Origin of the sequence: Microbacterium sp. 22215, from assembly GCF_052045655.1 — a bacterium.
GTDB lineage: Bacteria > Actinomycetota > Actinomycetes > Actinomycetales > Microbacteriaceae > Microbacterium > Microbacterium phyllosphaerae.
The window spans coordinates 103535-126120 of record NZ_JBQEPC010000005.1 but is presented as its reverse complement, the minus strand read 5'-3'; the positions used below and the strand labels follow the sequence as shown (position 1 = coordinate 126120).

Sequence of the window (22586 nt, the reverse complement as noted above, 5' to 3'; positions counted from 1 at the left end):
CATGAACACACGCACCACCCTCAGGCGGCGACGCCTCACCGCGCTGATCGGCACCGCGCTGCTCGCTGCGGCCATCACCGGATCGGTCGTGCTGATCGGCCAGCAATCGCTGGCGTCGGCATCCGTTCCTCCGACCCTCTCCGCATCGTCGCTCACCGAGGCCGACGGCGTCATCCGTGACGAGGGTGCGGTGTCGGTGTTCGACGAGACACCGGCCGTGACCAACCTCGACTCCGATCTGCTCGCCGCGGTGCGATCCGCGGCCACGGCGGCCGAAGCCGACGGCGTGCGCGTGCACGTGAACAGCGGGTGGCGCTCGGCCGCGTACCAGCAGGTACTGCGGCAGAACGCGGTCGCCGAGTACGGCTCCGAGGAGGAAGCAGCGCGCTGGGTCGCGACTCCCGAGAACTCCGAGCACGTGTCGGGCGACGCCGTCGACCTCGGGCCGGTCGCCGCTCAGGACTGGCTGTCTCGCAACGGCGCCGAGTTCGGGCTCTGCCAGATCTACGCGAACGAGCGCTGGCACTTCGAACTGCGCCCCGCGGCCGTCGCCAACGGCTGCCCCCTCATGTACGACGACCCGACCGCAGATCCGAGGACCCAGCGATGACCACGACACTGAGCGCCCCGCGCCTCACGCTCTCGCGCATGCACGCGCCCACTCTGCACACGATCCCCGGCGCGGTCTCGGCGAACGTCGAGCGGATGCGGTCGGCGACCGACGCACGCATCATGGCGGTCGTGAAGGCCGACGGCTACGGTCTGGGAGCTGTCGCGGTCGCTCGCGCGGCGGTCGATGCGGGCGCGGAATGGCTGGGCGTGACGGATGCGGAGGACGCTGCCGAGCTGCGGTCCGCGGGCATCGACGTGCCGATCCTCGCGTGGCTCAACCCCTCGGGAGTCGACGTCGCGCGGGCTGTCGCCGATCGCGTCGACATCGCCGTCGGATCGATGGAGGAGCTGCGACAGCTCGTCGCTGATGCGACTGCTCTCGCTGCCGGACCGGTCCGCGTGCACCTGCACATGGACACCGGCATGGCGCGGGGTGGAGTGCCACTCGGCGATTGGGCGGAGCTGCTGCGGGTCGCGCGCTCAGGCCGAGGGCGCATCGATGTGGTCGGGGTCATGGGGCACCTGCCGGGCGCCGATGCGGCCGACCCGGCGCTGAACGCGCCCGCCGTGCTGCGGATGCGGCAGGCGCGGGATGCCGTGCTGCGCGCCGGCTTCGGCCCGCTCCTCGTGCACCTCGCCGCGACCTCGGGCACGCTGACCGATCCGGCGACCCACTTCGACCTGGTTCGCGTCGGCGCAGGGCTCGTCGGCATCGATCCGTCCGAGACGGTGGCGCTGCACGGGGCGGCGCGGCTGACGGCATCCGTCGTGCACAGCAGCATCGTGCCCGCCGGGACTCCCGTGGGCTACGGCGGTGCGTTCGTGACCGAGCGCGCGACCCGTCTCAGCGTGGTCGGGGTCGGATACGCCGACGGCATCCCTCGCGAAATCGCCGCGGGCGCGGCGGTGGCGATCGACGGCATCCGCTGCCCGATCGTGGGACGGGTGTCGATGGATCAGATCGTCGTCGACACGGGGGATGCGCTCGTACCGCGGGGCGCGACCGCCGTCGTGTTCGGTCCCGAGGGCGGGGCGGTGCCGAGCGCGCAGGAGTGGGCGCGGTGGGCGGGGAGCATCCCGCACACGATCGTCACAGGTATCGGCGCACGGGTCGAGAGGGCGATCGCGTGAGGGTGCTGGTCGTCGGAGGAGGGCAGAACGCCGAGCACGAGGTCTCGCTCGCGTCGGCGGCGGCGGTCGCCGAGGCGCTGCGTGTCGGGGGACACGAGGTGAGCGCGGTGACCATCTCACGCGAGGGCATCTGGGAGGTGGCGGGCGTCTCGGAGGGTGCCACCGCCGCGGACTCCCTGGCCCTCGCGATGCCGCTCATCGCGCGGGCAGATGTCGTATTCCCCGCGGTGCATGGAGCGCTCGGGGAAGACGGTGCGCTCGCGGCGCTGTGCGCACTGGCGGGCGTGCGGGTGGTCGGGTCAGGGCCTCGCGCGGGGGCGATCGGCATGGACAAGTGGGCGACCAAGCTCGTGGCCGAGGCCGCAGGGTTGCGCACGGCTCGGGGGCGCTTGATCGCATCCGCCGACTGCGGGGATGCCGAGTTCGACGGCCCCGTGGTCGTGAAGCCGGTGTCGGCAGGGTCGAGCTACGGGGTCTCGCTCGTGCGCGACGAGGGCGAGCTCGGGCCGGCGCTGCGCGAGGCGGCGCGCTTCGATCACCGCATCCTCGTCGAGGAGATCGTGCAGGGACGCGAGATCGACGTCGCCGTGATCCGGGAGGCCGGCGGGGTGCGGTGGGCGGCTCCGCCCCTCGAGATCCATGCGGCCGGGCTCTTCGACACCGCCATGAAGTACGACGGCAGTGCACGGTTCACGGTGCCGGCGAAGCTCTCGGACGCCGAGGCGACCGCGCTCAGCCGGGCCGCCCTGACGATGTTCGACGCGCTCGGCTGCGCGGGCGTCGCCCGGATGGACTTCTTCCTCACGGCAGAGGGGCCGGTGCTGAATGAGGTCAACACGATGCCCGGTCTGACTGCGGCCTCGCAGGTGCCGCGGATGTTCGCGGCGGCCGACGTGTCGTACGTCGACCTGGTGTCGCGCCTGGTGCGTGCCGCCGAGGTGCCGGGGCGGTGAGGGCTCGCGTCGGCTGGCCCGATGTCGCGAAGGGCGTCTGCATCATCCTGGTGGTGCTGTGGCATGTGGTCACCAAGCACGCGATCGAGGTCGAGGGGGCGGGGCCGATCACCGACGCGTGGGCGACCCTCAACGCGCAGCTGCTGCCCCTGCGGATGCCCCTGTTCTTCCTCATCTCGGGGATGTTCGCGGGAAGCGCCGTGAATGCGCCGGCCGGGTCGTCGTGGCGGCGTCGCGCAGGGCGCCTTGCCGCGGTCTACATCATCTGGGTCGTGATCCAGACGTTCGTGCTCGCGCTGACGCCGGACTTCGACACGGCGAGGGCCGAGAACGGATGGCAGCTGCTCGCGCAGCTCACCATCAGCCCGACGAACCTCTGGTATCTGCTCGCACTCGCGGTGTATCTGGTCGTCGCTCGTCTGCTGCGTCATGTGTCGACTGCGATGGTGCTGCCGGTCGCCTTCGCGATCGCGGCGGTCGCGGCCGCGGGGCTCATTCCCGACCTGGGCAACCTGTGGCAGCTCGTGCAGAACCTCTTTTTCTTCCTCGCCGGCCTCCGGCTGCGCCCGATGATCGAGCGCTTCGCGACCGCATCCGGGCTCCTGCGCACCCTCATGCTCGGAGCGGCATATGTCGCCGCGATCGGTGCCGTCGGGGTGCTCGGTATGCGGCAGTGGCCCGGGGTCTGGCCGTTGCTTGCGGTCGTCGCTGTCGCGTTCGGCGTCGCGGGGTGCGCGCTGCTCGATCGCCATGTGTCGGTCATCGCCCGTCCGCTGCGGTGGATCGGGCAACGGACGCTGCCGATCTACGTGATCCACATGATCCCGCTCGCTCTGATCGACGGAGCGCTTCGCCGGGCGGGCTGGGTCACGACCCCGGCGCTCGAGGTCGTCTGGCCGATCGCGCTCACGGCCGTCGTCATCGCGATCTGTCTTGCGGTGCACGCGGCGCTCGTGCGGGTGGGGCTCGGGGTGCTCTTCGACCCGCTGCGTCTCGTCGACCGCGTGGCTGCTGCCCGGATGGCTGGCTGAGGCCCGGGCGGCTGACTCCGCAGGCGCCAACGGTCAGCCGGGCGGGCGACGATCAGCCATCCGGCCGCCTCAGAGCCGGTCGACGCCCGTCACGGTGACGACGGCGGCGCCCTCTTCGTCGGAGGCGGCGAGGTCGACCGTGGCCGAGATGCCCCAGTCGTGGTCGCCCGCCGGGTCGTCGAGGATCTGACGCACGGTCCACTCGCCGGAACCTTCAGTGAGGAGCAGCAGCTGGGAGCTGCGGGCGTTCGCGCCGGTGAGGATCTCGTCGTGATCGGCGAAGTAGCCGTCGAGCGCGTCAGACCAGGCATCCGCGCCGAACGACGGGTCGAGCTCGGCGAGCGCTGCGACATCCTCGCGCGCCGCGCGCTGCACCCGGCGGAACAGCTCGTTGCGCACGAGAGTGCGGAACGCCCGCACGTTCGAGGTCAGACGCTTCGGCGCCGGCGGCACGATCGGCTCCTCGTCGGGGTCCTGCAGGACTCCGTTGACGAGTTCCTCCCACTCGTCGAGCAGGCTCGAGTCGACCTGGCGGACGAGCTCGCCGAGCCACTCGATGAGGTCGCGGAGGTCCTCGTCCTTCAGCTCTTCGGGAATCGTCTGCGAGGCCGCGCGATACGCATCGGAGAGGTAGCGCAGCACCACGCCCTCAGAGCGCGCGATCTTGTAGAAGGCGACATACTCTCCGAACGACATCGCGCGTTCGTACATGTCGCGCACGACCGACTTCGGATGCAGTTCGAAGTCGCGGATCCACGGCTGGGCGGCGCTGAAGGTCTCGAACGCCGCGCTCAGGAGCTCGTCGAGCGGCTTCGGGTAGGTGATCTCCTCGAGCAGTTCCATGCGCTCGTCGTACTCGATGCCCTCGCGCTTCATGACGGCGACCGCCTCGCCGCGCGCCTGGAACTCCTGCTGGCCGAGGATGGCGCGCGGGTCGTCGAGCGTCGATTCGACGATCGAGATCATGTCGAGGGCGTACGACCCGGTGCCGGTGCCGGCCGAGGGGTCGGGGTCGAGCAGCTCGAACGCCGCGAGGGCGAACGGCGACAGCGGCTGGTTCAGGGCGAAGTTCGGCTGCAGGTCGACCGTCAGGCGGATCTCGCCGTCTGCGGTCTGTTCGACGACGCCCGACTCGAGCAGAGTCCGGTAGATGCCGATCGCGCGCAGTGCGAGCTCACGCTGCCTCTTGCGGGGCTCGTGGTTGTCGTAGACGAGCGCGCGCATGTTGCCGAAGACGTCGCCACCGCGCCCGATGACGTTGAGCATCATGGCGCTCGTGATCTGCATGTGCGAGGTCAGGGTCTCGGGTTCGGCGTCGATCAGCTTGCGGAACGACGGCTCCCCCCACGAGACGAAGCCATCAGGCGCCTTCTTGCGGACGATCTTGCGCTTCTTCTTCGGATCGTCGCCGGCCTTCTTGATCGCGGCGACGTTCTCGCTCTCGTGTTCCGGAGCCTGCGCGACGACGGTGCCCGCGGTGTCGAAGCCCGCCCGCCCCGCTCGTCCCGCGATCTGGTGGAACTCGCGGGCGCTGAGGTGGCGCATCCGCGTGCCGTCGAACTTCGTCAACGCCGTGAGCAGCACCGTGCGGATCGGCACGTTGATGCCGACGCCGAGGGTGTCGGTGCCGCAGATCACGCGCAGCAGGCCGCGCTGCGCGAGCTGTTCGACCAGCCGGCGGTACTTCGGCAGCATCCCGGCATGGTGAACCCCGATGCCCGCGCGGAGGAACCGTGAGAGGGTCTTGCCGAACGCGGTCGTGAAACGGAATCCGCCGATCAGCGCCGCGATCTCATCGCGCTGCTCCCGCGTGGCGACCTTGGTGCTCGACAGGGCCTGCGCCCGCTCCATCGCCGCCGCCTGCGAGAAGTGCACGACGTAGATCGGCGACTGACCGGTGCCGAGCAGGTCGTCGATCGTCTCGTGGATCGGCGTCGTCTCATAGAAGTAGTGCAACGGCACGGGGCGTTCGACTCCCGTGACGGATGCCGTGTCGCGGCCGGTCCTGCGGGTCAGGTCACTCGACAGCTGCGACACATCGCCGAGGGTCGCCGACATGAGGATGAACTGCGCCTGAGGAAGTTCGAGCAGCGGCACCTGCCACGCCCACCCGCGGTCGGGGTCGGCGTAGAAGTGGAACTCGTCCATCACGACCTGGTGCACCGCGGCATCCGTGCCCTGGCGCAGAGCGAGGTTGGCGAGGATCTCGGCCGTGCAGCAGATGATCGGCGCATCCGGGTTCACCGACGAGTCGCCCGTGATCATGCCGACGTTGGAGGCGCCGAACACGTCGACGAGGGCGAAGAACTTCTCGCTCACCAGGGCCTTGATCGGGGCCGTGTAGTACGAGCGGCGGCCCTCGACGAGTGCGGCGAAGTGCGCGCCGACCGCGACGAGCGACTTTCCGGTGCCGGTGGGCGTCGACAGGATCAGGTTGTTGCCCGAGACGATCTCGATGACCGCCTCGTCCTGCGCGGGGTAGAGGCTGATGCCCGTCGACTCCGCCCACTCGACGAACGCCGTGTAGACGGCATCCGCATCGGATCCGTCGGTCAGTGTGGTCGGGTCGAGGATCGCAGGCATGGTCTGTCGATCATCCCACCTCCGGCACGGACGAACCTCGTGCAGTACTCAGCAGGGAATCGTCCGATGCGGCCGAGATCACCGGATTCGAGCGGTCAGCACGATCTCATGCTGAATTGTGAACGCCTCAGACCGAGGTCGCGGCGCGCAGGGCGATGCGGATCATGTCGCCGAACGTCTGCTCGCGCTCCTGCGCGGTCGTCTCCTCACCGGTGACGATGTGATCCGACACTGTGCAGATGGCCAGGGCGCGGCGCTCGTAGTAGGCGGCCAGGGTGTACAGACCCGCGGCCTCCATCTCGACGCCGAGAACCCCGTGCTTCACGAACGGCTCGGTGAGCTCGGGGCGCGTGCTGTAGAACTGGTCGCTCGAGAAGAGCAGCCCCACGTGCACGGCCGAGTCGAGGGGCTCCGACTCGCTCGCCTCGACCGCCGCACGCAGCAGACCGAAGTCGGCGACAGGGGCGTAGTCGAGACCGTGGAAGCGCACGCGGTTGATGCCCGAGTCGGTGCAGGCGCCGTTGGCGATGATGATGTCTCGGACCTTCAGCTTCTCGGTCAGCGCACCGCACGATCCGACGCGCACGATGGTCTGCACGTCGTACTCCTCGAACAGCTCGTTCGCATAGATCGCCATCGACGGCTGGCCCATGCCCGAGCCCTGCACCGAGACGCGGTGGCCCTCCCAGGTGCCGGTGTATCCCAGCATCCCGCGGGTCTCGGAGTACAGCTCGGCGTCCTCCAGGAACGTCTCCGCGATCCACTTCGCGCGCAGCGGGTCACCGGGGAACAGGACGATGGGGGCGATCTGACCGGGCTCTGCGGCGATGTGCGTGCTCATGGAATCAGCGTAGTGACGACACTGATGAGGATGCTCAGCCCTCGCGTCGCCGCACGATCTCGCCGATCCACGCCGGAGCGAAGGGCGAGGTGCAGCCCGGAGCGGTGGGGTAGTCGGCCAGCACCTGCAGGCGCTCACCGATCTCCAGCGCCCTGGCGCGCAGCTCGGGGTGGAAGATGCCGATGTTCGCGAGGGTCTCGTTCATCGACCACTGCAGGCGCTTCGGTGCATCCTTCAGGTCGCGCTCGATCAGGTCGAGCAGGTGCTCCAGATCGAGGCCCTTCGGGTCCTTGGCGACGCGGACGGTTGTGAGCGACCACGCCGCGGCGGAGACCGTCGGGTCGGAGTCGTCGAACCAGCGCAGACGCAGCTCTTCGGCGAGGGGCGTCTTCTTGGCGACATAGTTCACGAACCAGTCGTTGACCTTCGGGGGCCGCGTCTCGCGGAGCATCGCATCGAGCTCGTCGGCGGTGAACTGCTTCGGCGTGCAGATGAGCAGCGCGAGCAGCCGAGGGCCGGTCTCGCCGGTCGCCCACAGCTCCTTCGCCAGGCGCTGATCCGTCTTGATGCTCTTGGCCACCCCGCGGAGCCGGCTGAGGTTCATGCCATGGTCGTCGCCGCGCTTCTCGTTCGCCGCGCGCATCTTCGGATCCTCGATCGAGGCCAGCTCGGCCAGCGCGTCGGCGACGGTCATGTCAGACATGCCTCCAGGGTAGGCCTCGAGCCGTGCTCAGTCCTCGTCGACGAGCTCTCCGCGGATGCGACGGAGGTCTTCCATCAGCGACCCGATGAGGATCCAGTGCGTCGAGGCGGGGGGACGGATCACGAGTGGTGCCGTGAGCGCGGGGATCGCGGAGGTGAGGGTCTCGGGTTCAGGCGCCACATCCGCGATCTGCACCGCGAGGCGCACATCGTGGCCCGCTCGACGCAGCTGCTCGGCGATCGCCGTGACCGCGGGCTCTTGGCCGATCGAGTCGTCGTAGTGGTCGAAGTAGGCGCGGGTCATGCCGATCGTCTGCGTCACGATGGGCGAGAGCCGTTCGAGCAGCGCGCGCATCTCGACGAGTTCCTCGCGGTGGGTGGAACGGCGCGGGTTGAGCGTGAGCGACTCCTCGCCGGCCTCGATCGACGCCTCCGCGGCATCCTTCATCGGGCGTAGCAGTCGCGCCTCGAGCATGAGCTCCTGCAGCTTCGCTGCGTTCTGCGGCTCGGGCAGGGCGTCGGCCAGGCGGTCGAGGCTCGCGGCGAGCTCGCTGCCGAGCAGGCCGAGGTCGCGCCGAGCGGGGGCGACGAGCACGGGCGGCACGATCAGCGCGTTGACGACGATGCCGATGACGACCCCGATCAGGGTCTCGACGATGCGAGCGAGGGCGTAGTCGGGCGTCGATCCGAGGGCGAGCACGAGCATCGCCGAGATCGCGACCTGGTTGCCGGTGCCCGGCGTCGCCCGCAACGCCCACGCGACGAGCATGGCCACGACGATCGCGAGCAGCACGATCCAGCTCGGCGATCCGAGCAGCAGCCCGAGCAGGACGGCGATGATCACACCGGCGATCACGCCGATGCTGCGCTCGAGCGCCTTCGACAGAGACTGGTTGACGCTGGGCTGGACGACGAGCAGGGCCGCGATCGCGGCGAAGACCGGCAGCTGTCCCGGCACGACCCAGCCCGCGAGCATCCATGCGGCGATCGTCGCGGCCGCGGACTTCACCACCTGCAGCAGGGGTGAGCGCTTGGAGGCGCGGATTGCGGCATGGATGCGCATGCGCCCCACGCTACTCGGGAAGTGCCCCTGCTCGACGGCGATGTCAACCCCGTCGCACATCGGGACCGCATGCAGGTGAATGGGATGACACGAACGACGAGCAGTGAGGAGCATCACATGGTGCAGATCATCGAGACCATCGACGTCCACGTTCCGATCGACGTCGCCTACAACCAGTGGACGCAGTTCGAGAGCTTCCCGAAGTTCCTCGACGAGGTCGAGTCCATCCGCCAGATCGACGACACCCACAACCGGTGGACCGTGAAGGTCGGCGGCGCGACGCGCGAGTTCGACGCCGAGATCACCGAGCAGCACCCTGACGAACGGGTCGCCTGGAAGAGCGTCGGCGGCGACACGGAGCATGCCGGCGTCGTGACGTTCCACAAGATCGAGGACCTCACGACTCGCGTGACGGTGCAGATCGACTGGGAGCCCGAGGGCCTTCTCGAGAAGGTCGGCGCGCTGGTGGGCGCGGGTTCGCACGCGGTGAAGAAGGACCTCAAGAACTTCAAGGAGTTCATGGAGAAGCGCGGCGCCGAAACCGGCGCATGGCGCGGCGACGTCGACGCCTGATCGACCCCGAGACCCGGTGCCCGGGTGGTGATGCCCCCATCGCCACCCGGGCATCGCTCTGTCCCCGGTGGGCGGAGGACTCGCAAAGATAGGGCATCCTCCCGATGTCGGCCGGGCACCTCAGAGCGGAGTGTAGGGACATCCCGACCGAGGAGATGTCATGTACGAGCACCCCTATCTCGCCTACACGGTGACCGAGTACGAGCAGGAGCGGATCCAGAGGGCCGCCGAGCGGCGACGCTTCCTCGCGGAGCACGCCGACCAGATCGTCCCTCGGGCCGCGGGCCCGGTCCGACGATTCGGAGAGCGGATGCTGCGCGCGATCATCGGTGCACGCGCCGCTGCTCCGGATGCCGCCGCACCGGCCGACCGGCGGGCTGACGTGCCTGCCGACCGGCAGGCTGCCGCATCCGCCGACCGTGATGCCACCTTGCGGTGCGAACCCGTCGTGGCGAGGTGAGTTCCACTCTGCCGACGGCAGACGCGCACAGACCCCTGAATGTCGGACGGGGGTGGGACGATGAATCCATGCCCCCATCCGCCCCGAGCGCCACGATGGTCGGCCGCGAGGTCGAGCTGGCGATCGTGCGCGGGTTCTTCGACCAGGTGGTCGAAGGGGTCCCGATCGCGGTGCTCGTCGAGGGCGAGGCGGGCATCGGCAAGTCGCGTCTGCTGCGCGAGTTCGGTGCCGAGGTCGCGAACCGGGCCGACGTCCACGTCGGCTGGTGTCTCGACCTCGGGGCATCGCGCACCCCGTTCGGACCGTTGACCGGCATCCTGCGCTCGATCGTCGCGCGGATGGGCGCTGATCGTGTGCGTGACGAGCTCGGCGTCGGAGTCGAGGCGCTGGGCATGCTGCTGCCCGAGCTCAACCCCACCGAGCGCTCGCAGACCAGTCCCGACCGGTTGCGCGACGCGATCGCATCGCTCATCGAGGCCGCCGCAGAACTGGCTCCGCAGGTGCTGGTGGTCGAAGACCTGCACTGGGCCGACGAGTCGACTCTCGCGCTCCTCTCCTTCCTGCTGCGCACGCTCGCCCGGGGGCGCATCCTGCTCGTGCTCACCTGCCGTACCGACGACGTCCGCCGTGGCGACGCGGTGAGCCGGTTCGTCGGCGAGTCGACCCGCGCGCGCCTCCTCGAGCGCGTCGCCGTCGAGAGGCTCGCGACGGCATCGGTGCGGCAGCTCGCCGAAGCGATCACCGGAGAGCCGCTCAGCGACACCGCGCTCGAGCGAATCCAGGAGCGCGCAGAGGGCGTGCCGTTCTTCGTCGAGGAGATCGCCGGATGCTCGGCCGGCCCGCTTCCCGGCAGCCTGCGCGATCTGCTGCTCGCCCGGTTCGACCGGCTCGGCGACGATGCGAGACGCGTCGTGCAGGTCGTGTCCGGGGCTGAGCGTCCTCTGACGCATCCGTTGGTCACGCAGCTCGCCGGCCTGCCCGAGGCGCGGCTCGATGAGGCGATCCGCGAGGCGACGCTCAGCGGCATCCTCGTCGTGGTCGACGACGACTATCGATTCCGGCACGCGCTGCTGCGCGAGGCCGTGCACGACGACCTGCTCCCCGGTGAGCGGGCACGCCTGCATCGCGCCTACGCCGAGACCCTCGAAGAGAACTGCACAGGCAGCGACACCGGCGATCCCGCCGCGCTCGCGTATCACTGGCAGCTCGCGCAAGACGACCGGCGCGCGCTCGCCGCAGCTGTCACCGCGATGCTCGACGCCAAGTCGCGGTTCGCCTTCGCGAGCGCCGCGCGCTTCGGAGAGCTCGCTCTCGATCTGTGGATCCGGGTTCCCGACGCGGCGAGTGTCGTCGAGGTCGAGCGCTTCGAGCTGCTGCGCACCCTCGGTTCGGTGCTGCGCAATGCCGGCGACGGTGAGCGTGCGCTGGCGGTGGTCAACCTCGCGCTCGATGAGGTCGATCCCGAGACGGTCGACCCGCGCACCCACGCGAGGCTGCTGCGCGACAGGGCCTACTACCTGATGAACCTCGGGCGGGAGGGATCGATCCCGCTGCTGCAGCAGGCGCTCGCGGTCCTCGACCGCAGGGTCGACGACGATCGGCTGCGCGCGTCGATCCTCAATCAGCTGGCGAGCAGATACATGATCGCCGGGCGGCTCGATGAGGCGATCACGCTCGCGATCGAGGCCGGAGAGCGTGCGGAGAGAGCGGGATCCGACGACGAGGCGTCCATCGCGGCGAACGTCCGCGGCGGAGCCCGCGCGCACCTCGGCGATCTCGAGGCCGGGCATCGCGAGTACGCTCTCGCGCTGCGGTTGGCGAAGGGCACGAACGCCGAGATGCGGTACCGGGTCAACTACTCCGATCTCCTGGGGCTGCTCGGGCGCTACCGCGACGCGGTGCAGGTCGCCGAAGACGGCCTCGCTCCGGCGCGCGCATTCGGCGTCGAGCGCACCACCGGCGCCCTGATGACGCAGAACATGGCGGTGCCCCTTCTCGAGATGGGTGAGATCGACCGCGTCGAGGGGATGCTGGCGCGCGAGCTCTCGCAGCGGACGCTGCGCATCTCGCACATGTATTCCACGATGACGCGCGTCCGCGTGCTGTCGTGGCGGGGCAGGCACGAGCAGGCGGCCGAGATCGTGCGCGAATGGCATCCGTCGTTCGAGGAGACCGGACGCGTCGAACGGCAGATCTGGTACGACGAGGTGATGATGCGGGTCGCCGTCGCCGAGGGGCGCAACGATCACGCACGCGCGCTCGCCGAGGTCAGGGCGATGCTCGCCGACGGCGGGCCGGTGTTCCTCCACCAGCGACGGCTTCTCCTTGAGGCGGGATGGATGATCGCCGAACTCCGCGCATCCGGCGTCGATGTCGGTGAGGCCGTCGGTGAGGTGCGAGCAGCCTGGTCGGCGCAGCCGTCCCAGCTGCTCGGCGACACCTGGTGGTCGATCCTCGACGCGCTGCTCACTCCGTCGATCCCCGCACTGCGTGCGGCTGTCGATCTCGCCGACGGCGACGATGTGCCGGTGACGGTCCGGGTGACGACCCGGCTCGAGCTCGCCCGTCTGCTCGTCGACGCGGGAGAGCGCACCGAGGCGGCCGCCGTTCTGGCTCACGCACTCGCCGAAGCGGAGCGGCTCGGGCACGTGCCGCTGACTCAGGCCGTGGGAGCATTCTCGGTCGCGGCCGGCCTCTCTGCAGCATCCGATCCCGCTCGTCAGGGTGAGGAGGCCGATCCCCTCACCGCGCGCGAGGGGCAGGTTCTCGCGCTGATCGCCGAGGGCCTGAGCAACCGGCAGATCGGTGAGCGGCTGTTCATCAGTGCGAAGACGGTGAGCGTGCACGTGTCGGCCGTGCTGCGCAAGCTCGGTGTCAGCACGCGCACAGAAGCGGCGGTTCTGCAGCAGAAGTCGGAGTTCGCGGCATTCGGTCAGCCTGTCGTGATACGTTGAGCGAGCGCGTGTGTCGGACGTTCCGTCACGGCGCAGGCCGCGCAAGCGGCCGTTGAAAACAGAAAGTAGAAAACACATGGCCACTGGCACTGTGAAATGGTTCAACGCGGAAAAGGGCTTCGGCTTCATCGCTCCCGATGACGGCACGGACGACCTTTTCGCCCACTACTCGGCAATCGCCGGCTCCGGTTTCAAGGAGCTCCGCGAGAACCAGAAGGTCGAATTCGACGCTGAGCGTGGCCCCAAGGGCATGCAGGCGGCGAACATCCGCGCTCTCTGAGCGCGCGCTGACTTCCTGAAGCCGGCCGGATCCTCACGGATCCGGCCGGCTTTCTGCGTACCCGGGAGGCACCCGATGAGGCATCTCGAGATGAGGCTTGCCTAACTTTCTGTTAGATTAGGCCAGGCTTACCAAAGCCCAGGCGCCCTCTGCGCCGCACCCCCAATCCCAACCCGAAGGGAATGCCTGTGCGCACCTCTCGTCTCATCGCCGCCGGTGTCGCCGCGGCCCTCGCCATCGGCCTCACCGCCTGCGCGACGCCCGCCGCCGACAACGGATCCGACTCGGCCGGCGGCAACCCGGCCGACGACAGCGCCTTCCCCGTCACGATCGAGCACGTGTACGGCGAGACGACCATCGAGACCAAGCCCGAGCGCGTCGCGACGATCGCCTGGGCGAACCACGAGGTTCCCCTGGCACTCGGCATCGTGCCGGTCGGCATGAGCAAGGCGACGTGGGGCGACGACGACGACAACGGCATCCTGCCCTGGGTCGAGGAGAAGCTCGACGAGCTCGGCGGCGACGAGCCCGTGCTCTTCGACGAGTCAGACGGCATCGACTACGAGGCCGTCGCCGACACGAACCCCGACGTCATCCTCGCCTCCTACTCCGGCCTGACGCAGGAGGAGTACGACACCCTCTCCAAGATCGCACCGGTGGTCGCCTACCCCGAGGTCGCCTGGGGCACCCCGGTCGACGAGATGATCGAGATGAACTCGAAGGCGCTGGGCCTCGAGGCCGAGGGTGAGGCCCTGATCGAGGACCTGCACGCCGATGCCGAGGCCGCCCTCGAAGAGAACAGCGTCCTCAAGGACAAGAAGGTCCTGTTCGCGTATGTCGACCCGAGCGACCTGAGCCAGGTCGGCTACTACACCGCGATCGACACGCGTCCCGGATACCTGCACGACGACCTGGGCCTTCCGCTGCCGTCGATCGTCGAGGAGAACGCCGACAGCGACCAGTTCTACCTGACGGTCAGCGCTGAAGAGGCCGACAAGTTCGACGACGTCGACGTGTTCGTGACCTACGGCGACGAGTCGCTCATCGCGACGCTGCAGGCCGACCCGCTGCTGTCGAAGATCCCGGCCATCGCCGAGGGTCGCATCGCGATCCTCCCGGATGCCACTCCGATTGCCGCGTCGGCGAACCCGTCGCCGCTGTCGATCCCGTGGGGTCTCTCCGACTACCTCGCTCTGCTGGCAGCACCGCTCGCCGCGAAGTGACCTTCGGCGTCACCCTCGCGCACTGAATTCCCGTGACCGCTGTCACCATCCCCACGCCGGGCACCGCAGACCTGCGGCGCCCGGCGTGGGCGCGCTCGCTCTGGCTGCTCGTCGGAGTGGGCGTGCTGCTCGTGCTCTGCATCCTCTCCATCTGCTTCGGCGTGCGAGCCGTGAGCATCGACGACATCTTCGCCGCACTCGCGGGGCACGATGACACGCTCGCTCAGGCGGCGATCATCAAGCGGCTCCCGCGCACCGTGCTCGCGATCCTCGTCGGTGCCGCTCTCGCGCTCTCGGGTGCGACGATGCAGGCGGTCACCCGCAACCCGATCGCCGACCCGGGCATCCTCGGCGTCTCGAACGGCGCGTCGCTCGCGGTCGTGCTCGGTCTCGCCTTCCTCGGTCTGACCGATGCGTACAGCCAGATGGCCCTCGCGATCATCGGCGCCGCCCTCGCCGCCGCCTTCGTCTACACGGTCGGCTCGCTCGGACGCGGTGGCGCGACCCCCCTCAAGCTCGCGTTGGCGGGTGCCGCCACCTCGGCGGCGTTCGCCTCGCTCATCAGCGCGGTCATGCTGCCGCGCGTCGACCTGCTGCAGGCCTTCCAGTCCTGGCAGATCGGCGGCGTCGGCGGTGCCGAATGGCCGCGCATCGCGATCACCGCTCCCGTGCTCGCGCTCGGCGCACTCATCTGCTTCGTGAGCGCCCGCGGTATGAACTCCCTCGCGCTCGGCGACGACATGGCCAAGGGGCTGGGGGAGCACGTCTTCCGCACGCGCCTCGTCTCGGCGGTCGGCGCGGTGATCCTCGCCGGTGCCGCCACCGCGATCGCCGGGCCCATCGGCTTCGTCGGTCTCGTGATCCCGCACGTGTGCCGGATGCTGATCGGCACCGACCACCGCTGGCTGCTGCCGTTCTCGGCTCTGGCCGGCTCCGCCCTGCTGCTCGCGAGCGACATCGTCGGCCGTGTCATCGCTCCGTCGTCGGAGGAGATCCAGGTCGGCATCATCACCGCGATCATCGGCGCTCCGTTCTTCATCTGGATCGTCCGTCGTCAGAAGGTGCGTGAGCTGTGAGCACCATCGACCGGGCTGCGGCCCAGACCCCGTCGGCATCCGACAGTCGAGGCGACCAGGTCGCGGCGATCATCGCCGGCCGTCGTTCCCGCCATCGTCGCCACGCGGTCGCCACGATCGTGCTCGGCGCGCTGCTGGTGGTCCTGTTCGCCGTCGCACTGATGATCGGCAACACGTTCTACCCGCTCGACGAGGTCATCCGCGTCATCCTGGGTCAGACGGTGCCCGGAGCATCCTTCACGGTCGGGGAGCTGCGGCTGCCGCGGGCCGTGCTCGCGATCCTCTCGGGCTTCGCGTTCGGCATCGCGGGTGTCTCGTTCCAGACTCTGCTGCGCAATCCGCTCGCATCGCCCGACATCATCGGCATCTCGAACGGCGCCGGGGCTGCCGCTGTCGTGGGGATCGTCGTGCTCTCGCTCAACGGACCCGTCGTCTCGCTGATGGCACTCGGCGGCGCGATCCTCACCGCAGGGATCATCTACCTGCTGTCGATCAAGAACGGCTTCGCCGGCACCCGGCTGATCCTGATCGGCATCGGCGTCGCGGCGATGCTGCAGAGCATCATCTCGTACATGCTGTCGCGCGCGGCGAGCTGGGACATCCAGACGGCGATGCAGTGGCTCACCGGCAGCCTGAACAACGCCTCGTGGGAGCGCGTGCTCCCTCTCGCGATCGCCGCTGCCGTCATCCTGCCGCTCATGCTCTCGAACGGCAGGGCGCTCGGAGCGCTGCAGCTGGGCGACGACTCGGCATCCGGACTGGGCGTGCGGGTGAACCGCACCCGCCTGCTGTTCATCCTCGGGGCGGTCGCGCTGCTCGCCTTCGCGACCGCCGCGACCGGACCCATCGCGTTCGTCGCCTTCATGGCGGGCCCGATCGCCGCGCGCATCACCGGCCCCGGCGCGAACCTGCTCGTCCCGAGCGCGTTCATCGGGGCGGTCCTGGTGCTCGGCGGTGACCTGATCGGCCAGTTCGCGTTCGGAGAGCGCTACCCGGTCGGCGTCATCACGGGTGTGCTCGGCGCTCCGTACCTGATCTATCTGCTCATCCGCACCAACCGCTCGGGAGGCTCCCTGTGACCGAGGCGCACACTCTGACGGCCGACGCCGTCACCCTCGCCTACGGCGACCGCACGATCATCGAGAACCTCGATCTCGAGATCGCCCCCGGCAAGATCACGACGATCGTCGGAGCGAACGGATGCGGCAAGTCGACGCTGCTGCGCTCGCTCGCCCGCCTGCTCTCGCCCACCGCCGGTCAGGTCGTGCTCGACGGCAAGTCGGTGCACGCGCGCCCGACCAAGGAGGTCGCGCGCATCCTCGGCCTGTTGCCGCAGTCGCCGGTGGCGCCCGAGGGCATCGCCGTCGCCGACCTCGTCGGTCGCGGCCGGCATCCGCATCAGAAGATGCTCGCCCGCTGGAGCGCGCACGACTACGAGGTCGTGGCGGATGCTCTCGCGGCGACCGGCACCACCGAGCTCGCCGACCGCAGTGTCGACGAGCTGTCGGGCGGCCAGCGTCAGCGCGTGTGGATCGCGATGGCGCTCGCGCAGGAGACCGACATCCTGCTGCTCGACGAGCCGACCACGTTCCTCGACGTCGCGCACCAGGTCGAGGTGCTCGACCTGCTCACCGACCTGAGCGTCTCGCGCGGCACCACGATCGTCATGGTGCTGCACGACCTCAATCTCGCGGCGCGCTACTCCGACGAGCTCGTCGCGATGAAGGACGGGCGCGTGCACGTCACCGGCACTCCGCAGGATGTCGTGACCGCGCAGCACGTCGAAGAGGTCTTCGGCCTCGCGAACCAGATCACCATCGACCCCGTCTCGGGCAAGCCGATGGTCACCCCGATCGGAAGGCATCATGTCCGCTGAGACCACGACCGAACGCCCCACCTACGTGCTGGCTCGCGCCGAGGTGCGCGGCGTCGAACGTGTCTCGCCGAACTTCGTGCGCGTGACGTTCGGCGGAGAAGACCTGTTCGAGTTCGGCACGCCGGGCGACGTCTACGACTCGCGCATCAAGATCGTCTTCCCGCCGGCATCCGGCATCCTCCCCGATCTCGACCGCTCGACCGGCGACTGGTGGGGCTCGTTCCTCGCCGTGCCCGAAGACGAGCGCGGCTCGATGCGCACGTACTCGGTGCGCGAGCTGCGGGTCACGGATGCCGGGACCGAGCTCGACGTCGACTTCGTCCTGCATCTCGCCCCCGGTCTCACCGGACCGGCGTCGCGCTGGGCCGATGCGGCCGCCGTCGGCCAGGAGCTGTTCATCGTCGGCCCGCGCCGCGGCGTGCCGGCAGCCGCGCACGGCGGCGCAGAGTACGAGCCGGGGACGGCCACCTCGGTGGTGCTCGCCGGTGACGAGACGGCGGCTCCCGCGATCGCACGCATCCTCGAAGACGCCCCGCGCGCTCTGCGAGGGGTGGCGTTCCTCGAGGTGCCGTCACCCGCCGACATCCTGCGCATCGACGCTCCGTCGGGCGTCGAGGTGCACTGGCTGCCTCGCGACATCGGCGAGGCCCACGGCGTGCGGCTCATTCCCGGCGTGCTCGCGTACCTCGGCGATGCGGATGCCGGTGACGAGATCGACGTGAAGGACATCGAGTCCGAGGATCTGCTCTGGGAGACACCCGACTACTCGGGTCTCGGTGAGGAGATCGCGGCGGCGGATGCTCCGGCCGAGCGCTACTTCTGGATCGCCGGCGAGAGCGGCGTCGTCACGACCCTGCGTCGCCACCTCGTGAAGGATCTCGGCATCGATCGCGGGCAGGTGGCCTTCATGGGCTACTGGCGCCGCGGCGTCGCCATGCGCGGCTGAGTCGTCGCATGCGCTCGCGCCGACGCGGACGACGACCGAACCGCTGGCGCACGCGGAGGCCGCGCCGTAGCATCCCAGTGGAATCGTTCGCCGGCGAGGAGGCCCCGATGACGCAGCACACACTCGAGCTCCCCGAAGTCGACCTCGTCTACGACGTGCAGGGGCCGCTGCCGACGGCGGATGGTCGCCCTCCGCTGATGATGATCGGCCAGCCGATGGATGCGAGCGGATTCCAGGCCCAGGTGACGCTGTTCGACGACCGCACCGTCGTGACCTACGACCCACGCGGGTTGGGTCGGAGCACCCGCAAGGACGGCGGCGTCACGAACGAACCCGAGGTCCAGGCCGAGGACGTGCACGCGATCATCGAGGCTCTCGCGGCGGGACCCGTCGACATGCTCGCGAGCAGCGGTGGCGCGGTGACCGCGCTCGCCCTGGTCACGGCGCATCCGCACGACGTGGCGACGCTCGTCGCGCACGAGCCGCCGATCGACAGCGTGCTGCCGGATGCCGACGCGGTGCATCGAGCGCGGGTGGCCTACACCCGGGCGTATCAGGACAGGGGCTGGGGCGCCGGAATGGCCGCCTTCGTCGCGATGACCTCCTGGGAGGGCGAGGTCACCGACGAGTTCCTCTCGCGGCCGGCTCCCGACCCCGCGGCGTTCGGGATGCCGACCGATGATGACGGCACACGGGACGATCCGTTGCTGTCCGAGCTCTCGTGGGCGGTGCCCCTCTACACGCCGGACCTCGAGGCGCTGAAGGCGTCGCCCACCAGGATCGTCGTGGCCGTCGGGGAGGAGTCGCTGAAGGTCTACACCGGACGCACGTCGATCGCCCTCGCGAAGGCGCTCGGCCAGCAGGCGACGGTCTTCCCCAGTCATCACGGCGGCTTCATGGGAGGCGAATTCGGCTACGCCGGCCAGCCCGAAGCCTTCGCGGCGAAGCTCCGCGAGGTGCTCGACCGATCGTAGGGCTGCGGCCGTGCGTGGGTGCGGTCGTTCGTTCCGGTCGCAATTCGTGCAGCTCGAATTCGGTGCTTGGGTCGCAGTTGGTGCCGCCCGCGCTCGGCGCTCGGCGCTCCGGTCGCAGTTCGTGCCGCCNGCCCGGAGCATCGCGCGACGGCACAAACTGCGACCGGACCGGGGCCGAGCGGCACAAACTGCGACGGGAGCATCGCTGAGTCGCACGAACTGCGACCCGTGAGCGGCACGAACCGCGACCGGAGCAGACAGGGCGAGAGCCCGGCATCCTGAGGTGGATGCCGGGCTCTCGCGCGAGTCACCGATCACTTGCTGAGGAAGTCCTTCAGTGCAGCGTTGACCTCGTCGGCGTGGGTCCAGAGCAGGCCGTGCGGGGCGCCCTCGACCTCGACGTAGGTCGCGGCGGGCACGGCCTGGTGGAACCGGCGGGCGGTCGCATCGATCGGCAGGATGTTGTCCTTCGTGCCGTGCAGGATCAGCGTGGGCTTGCCGGCGTCGCGCACGGCGTCGACGTCACCGCGGAAGTCCTCGATCCACGACGAGACCACGGCGTAGGCGGCGACGGGCGCGCTGCCGATCGCGACGTTCCAGCTGCCGGTGACGGCCTCCTGGCTGATGCGCGATCCGAGGTTCTCGTCGAGGTTGTAGAAGTCGTTGTAGAACTGCGTGAACCAGGCGAAGCGGTCACCCTTGGCTGCGGCCTCGATGCCGTCGAAGACATCCTGCGGCACGCCTTCGGGGTTGTCGTCGCGCTGCACGAGGAAGGGCTCGAGCGAGGCGAGGAAGGCGAGCTTCGCGACGCGCTCGTGCCCGTACTTCGCGACGTAACGGGCGAGCTCGCCGGTGCCCATCGAGAATCCGACGAGCACGACGTCACGCAGGTCGAGGGTCTCGAGCACGGTGTTGAGGTCGGCGGCGAAGGTGTCGTAGTCGTAGCCGGCGTTCACCTTCGACGATCCGCCGAAGCCGCGGCGGTCGTACGTGATGACGCGGTAGCCCTGGGCGAGCAGCTCGCGGGTCTGGCGCTCCCAGCTGTGTCCGTCGAGCGGGTAACCGTGGATCAGGACGACGGGCTGACCCGATCCCTGGTCTTCGTAGTAGAGCTCGATCGGGGCGCTGTTCTCGTTTCCGACGTTGATGTAACCCATGATCCTGATCCTTTCGGTTCGGTGAGAACGATCGTTCTCACCTGATGTCTCCCACTGTAGAGAACGGTCGTTCTCGTGTCAAGTACACTGGGATCATGACCGATGGAACAGTGCGTGAACAGATCCTTGCGGCGGCCGATGAGCTGTATTACCGCAAGGGCTACGCGGCTGTCGGCATGGATGAGCTGCGGGCAGCGGCCGGAGTCTCGCTGCGCAAGCTCTATGCCCTCTTCCCCTCGAAGACCGACATCGTCACCGCTGTCCTCGCGCGCAAGCACGCCGAGTGGGAGGCCGGGTTGACCGGCGCGGTGGCGGATGCCGGTGCAGACCCCCGCGCCAGGCTGCTCGCCGTGTACGGATACCTCGAGGACTGGTTCTGCGCCGACGACTTCCGCGGCTGCGCATTCATCAACGCGTTCGGGGAGCTCGGCGGCACGAACCCCGAGGTCGCGGCCATCGTCCGTGACCACAAGGCATCGTTCCAGCAGTACATGTCGGGTCTCGTGGTGGATGCCGGGGCCCCGGCATCCCTTGCCGCGCAGCTGTCGATCCTCGCCGAGGGTGCCCAGAGCACAGCAGCCATCGCCGCCGATCCGCAGGTCGCGGTGCAGGCGCGCAACGCCGCCGAGGTGCTGATCGACGCGGCCGTCGCCGCCTGATCTCAGTGTGAAGCCAAGGATTTAGCTAGCCTGGCTAGCGTTTTCGGATGCCGGTGTCAAGGCTCCTGCGCACCCGCCCGCTCGCGCGTAAGTTGCGAGCATGGAATCCCGGACGCAGGACATCGCCCGTCAGTCAGTGATCATCGCCTCGGCCACGTTCATGCTGATCGCCGCGGCTGTCGGCTCCGGCGCGTTCGGCGGCACCTCGGTCAGCGAGCTGCAAGACGGGGCGCTGTCGGCGCAGGGGTCGTACCTCGCCCCGGCCGGCCCCGCCTTCTCGATCTGGTCGCTGATCTACATCGGCCTGATCGCCTACACGGTGTGGCAGTCGCTCCCGGCGCAGCGGGCCGATGAGCGCCAGCGCGCGGTCGGGGGATGGATCGCCGCGTCGATGATCCTCAACGGACTGTGGCTCGTCACGGCGCAGTTCCTCACTCTTCCCCTGACGGTCCTGATGATCGCGCTGTTGCTCGCGACCCTCGCCCGGGTCATCGTGATCCTCGGGCGCAGCCGTGCCCGTACCTGGCCTGAGCGCATCGTCGTCGATGGGGCGAACGGACTGCACTTCGGATGGGTGACGATCGCGACCGTGGCCAATGTCACCGCCTGGCTCACGCAGATCGCACCCGAGAGCTGGGCCGACCAGGCTGAGATCTGGGCGGTCGCCGTGCTCGCCGTCGTGCTCGTGATCGGTGTCGCCAGTGCCCTCGCCACCAAGCGCATCGCGCCCGCCCTCGCGACGGCGTGGGGTCTCGGCTGGCTCGCGGTCGGCCGCTTCACCGGAGAGCCCGAGAGCACCGTCACTGGAATCGCCGGGATCGTCGTCGCGGTGGCCCTCGTCGCAGCCGGAGTCTGGGGAGTGCTGCGTCGGCCTCAGGTCACCACGGCCGCGTAGAGCACTGCATCGTCCGCATTCGCAGATCAGCGAACGGCGTGCGAGATGACGAAGCGCGCGCCAGACTGGGCCAGAATCATGACGTGACAGTTCTCAGCCCGTCCGATCGCCTGGTCGAGGCCATCTCATGGTGGCGAGTAGGTCTCGACGACGCCCGAGCGGCGCTTTCGTATGCGGCGGCAGACGTCCTGGCTGCGGGCGAGTGGGGCGAGGCTCTCGCGGAGCTGGCCGGGATCTCCGCAGGTGACAACCCATTCGTGGTCGACGACCTCGTCTCACGAGTCGTCGTCGAGCTGGACCTTCACCATGCGCTCTCCGATGCGCCAGAGTCGATCGCGATCCGCAGCAAGTGTCGCGCGGTACTCAGCGACGAGATGAGTCCTAGACAACTGACCGCATGGATCCATGCGCAGTTCGGTCATCGGAGCGACTGCATGGAGATCGAGGTCCTGGCGGAACTGGACGACGACTACGACATGGTGGACAGTTCGGTTTCGGTCGAGGACGAGTCCGTTGTGGATCGCCGCGTTCTCGAGATCGCCGAGGCCGTCGTCGACAGATCGCTCCGTTCGTAATTCCGCACAGGCTTCGACGGCG

Annotated in this window: 22 protein-coding genes; 17 read left to right on the top strand and 5 right to left on the bottom strand. The window is 69.1% G+C overall.

All coding sequences use genetic code 11. The features are described from left to right. Window position 1: 1 nt before the first annotated feature. The 4 genes from ACTJKH_RS10230 to ACTJKH_RS10215 are packed head-to-tail and all read left to right on the top strand — an operon-like array spanning window position 2 to window position 3727. Complete coding sequence (locus ACTJKH_RS10230; RefSeq protein WP_440736806.1) at window positions 2-610, top strand: M15 family metallopeptidase; 609 nt, start codon at window positions 2-4, stop codon at window positions 608-610. Continuing rightward, on the top strand, window positions 607-1743 hold the full coding sequence (gene alr / locus ACTJKH_RS10225; RefSeq protein ID WP_440736805.1) for an alanine racemase: 1137 nt from the start codon (window positions 607-609) through the stop codon (window positions 1741-1743). The genes ACTJKH_RS10230 and alr overlap by 4 nt, the downstream gene beginning before the upstream one ends. After that, a complete protein-coding gene (locus ACTJKH_RS10220; RefSeq protein ID WP_440736804.1) occupies window positions 1740-2696 on the top strand; it encodes a D-alanine--D-alanine ligase family protein in 957 nt (318 codons plus the stop codon). The genes alr and ACTJKH_RS10220 overlap by 4 nt, the downstream gene beginning before the upstream one ends. After that, complete coding sequence (locus tag ACTJKH_RS10215) at window positions 2693-3727, top strand: acyltransferase family protein (RefSeq protein WP_440736803.1); 1035 nt, start codon at window positions 2693-2695, stop codon at window positions 3725-3727. The genes ACTJKH_RS10220 and ACTJKH_RS10215 overlap by 4 nt, the downstream gene beginning before the upstream one ends. 69 nt (window positions 3728-3796) lie before the next feature. On the opposite strand, the gene ACTJKH_RS10210 is transcribed toward ACTJKH_RS10215, so the two are convergent. The 4 genes from ACTJKH_RS10210 to ACTJKH_RS10195 all read right to left on the bottom strand — a co-directional run bounded on the left by ACTJKH_RS10210 (window position 3797) and on the right by ACTJKH_RS10195 (window position 8916). Beyond that, window positions 3797-6310 carry a DEAD/DEAH box helicase gene (locus tag ACTJKH_RS10210; RefSeq protein WP_440736802.1) on the bottom strand — a complete coding sequence of 838 codons (2514 nt, stop codon included), beginning with the start codon at window positions 6308-6310 and terminating at the stop codon, window positions 3797-3799. Window positions 6311-6437: 127 nt separating this feature from the next. Continuing rightward, the gene (deoD, locus tag ACTJKH_RS10205) at window positions 6438-7151 is read right to left on the bottom strand and encodes a purine-nucleoside phosphorylase (RefSeq protein ID WP_440736801.1); all 714 of its coding nucleotides are present in this window, start codon (window positions 7149-7151) and stop codon (window positions 6438-6440) included. Between the two features lie 34 nt (window positions 7152-7185). After that, window positions 7186-7854, bottom strand: a complete 669-nt coding sequence (locus ACTJKH_RS10200; RefSeq protein WP_440736800.1) for a DNA alkylation repair protein — start codon at window positions 7852-7854, stop codon at window positions 7186-7188. A 27-nt stretch (window positions 7855-7881) separates the two neighbouring features. Next, complete coding sequence (locus ACTJKH_RS10195; protein ID WP_440736799.1) at window positions 7882-8916, bottom strand: FUSC family protein; 1035 nt, start codon at window positions 8914-8916, stop codon at window positions 7882-7884. Window positions 8917-9033: 117 nt separating this feature from the next. Between ACTJKH_RS10195 and ACTJKH_RS10190 the strand changes: the two genes are divergently transcribed. The 10 genes from ACTJKH_RS10190 to ACTJKH_RS10145 all read left to right on the top strand — a co-directional run bounded on the left by ACTJKH_RS10190 (window position 9034) and on the right by ACTJKH_RS10145 (window position 19278). Continuing rightward, window positions 9034-9489 (top strand): SRPBCC family protein, encoded by a 456-nt coding sequence (locus ACTJKH_RS10190; protein WP_259160738.1) that lies wholly within the window; start codon window positions 9034-9036, stop codon window positions 9487-9489. Between the two features lie 160 nt (window positions 9490-9649). Further along, window positions 9650-9949: a hypothetical protein gene (locus tag ACTJKH_RS10185; protein ID WP_440736798.1), complete on the top strand. Its 300-nt coding sequence runs from the start codon at window positions 9650-9652 to the stop codon at window positions 9947-9949. Between the two features lie 68 nt (window positions 9950-10017). Continuing rightward, window positions 10018-12903, top strand: a complete 2886-nt coding sequence (locus ACTJKH_RS10180) for a helix-turn-helix transcriptional regulator (protein WP_440736797.1) — start codon at window positions 10018-10020, stop codon at window positions 12901-12903. 76 nt (window positions 12904-12979) lie between these two features. Next, entirely contained in the window at window positions 12980-13183 is a 204-nt protein-coding gene (locus tag ACTJKH_RS10175; RefSeq protein ID WP_056310329.1) for a cold-shock protein, read from the top strand. A gap of 188 nt (window positions 13184-13371) precedes the next feature. Next, complete coding sequence (locus tag ACTJKH_RS10170) at window positions 13372-14406, top strand: iron-siderophore ABC transporter substrate-binding protein (RefSeq protein ID WP_440736796.1); 1035 nt, start codon at window positions 13372-13374, stop codon at window positions 14404-14406. 26 nt (window positions 14407-14432) lie between these two features. Beyond that, entirely contained in the window at window positions 14433-15482 is a 1050-nt protein-coding gene (locus tag ACTJKH_RS10165) for a FecCD family ABC transporter permease (RefSeq protein WP_440736989.1), read from the top strand. Between the two features lie 5 nt (window positions 15483-15487). Further along, on the top strand, window positions 15488-16561 hold the full coding sequence (locus ACTJKH_RS10160; protein WP_440736988.1) for a FecCD family ABC transporter permease: 1074 nt from the start codon (window positions 15488-15490) through the stop codon (window positions 16559-16561). Further along, the gene (locus tag ACTJKH_RS10155) at window positions 16558-17358 is read left to right on the top strand and encodes an ABC transporter ATP-binding protein (protein ID WP_210096749.1); all 801 of its coding nucleotides are present in this window, start codon (window positions 16558-16560) and stop codon (window positions 17356-17358) included. Before ACTJKH_RS10160 ends, ACTJKH_RS10155 begins: the two co-directional genes overlap by 4 nt. Further along, window positions 17348-18304 (top strand): siderophore-interacting protein, encoded by a 957-nt coding sequence (locus tag ACTJKH_RS10150; protein WP_440736795.1) that lies wholly within the window; start codon window positions 17348-17350, stop codon window positions 18302-18304. The genes ACTJKH_RS10155 and ACTJKH_RS10150 overlap by 11 nt, the downstream gene beginning before the upstream one ends. 107 nt (window positions 18305-18411) lie before the next feature. Beyond that, entirely contained in the window at window positions 18412-19278 is an 867-nt protein-coding gene (locus ACTJKH_RS10145) for an alpha/beta fold hydrolase (RefSeq protein WP_440736794.1), read from the top strand. A 314-nt stretch (window positions 19279-19592) separates the two neighbouring features. Here the strand turns inward: ACTJKH_RS10145 and ACTJKH_RS10140 are convergent, their stop codons facing one another. Further along, complete coding sequence (locus ACTJKH_RS10140) at window positions 19593-20435, bottom strand: alpha/beta fold hydrolase (protein WP_440736793.1); 843 nt, start codon at window positions 20433-20435, stop codon at window positions 19593-19595. A gap of 95 nt (window positions 20436-20530) precedes the next feature. Here ACTJKH_RS10140 and ACTJKH_RS10135 point away from each other — a divergent pair, with 95 nt between their 5' ends. From ACTJKH_RS10135 to ACTJKH_RS10125, 3 genes are all read left to right on the top strand, one after another. Beyond that, a complete protein-coding gene (locus ACTJKH_RS10135; protein WP_440736792.1) occupies window positions 20531-21094 on the top strand; it encodes a TetR/AcrR family transcriptional regulator in 564 nt (187 codons plus the stop codon). Window positions 21095-21194: 100 nt separating this feature from the next. Then, window positions 21195-21989: a tryptophan-rich sensory protein gene (locus ACTJKH_RS10130; protein ID WP_440736791.1), complete on the top strand. Its 795-nt coding sequence runs from the start codon at window positions 21195-21197 to the stop codon at window positions 21987-21989. Window positions 21990-22072: 83 nt separating this feature from the next. Further along, window positions 22073-22564, top strand: coding sequence for a hypothetical protein (locus ACTJKH_RS10125; protein WP_440736790.1), 492 nt, complete (start codon window positions 22073-22075; stop codon window positions 22562-22564). The last annotated feature ends 22 nt before the right edge of the window (window positions 22565-22586 follow it).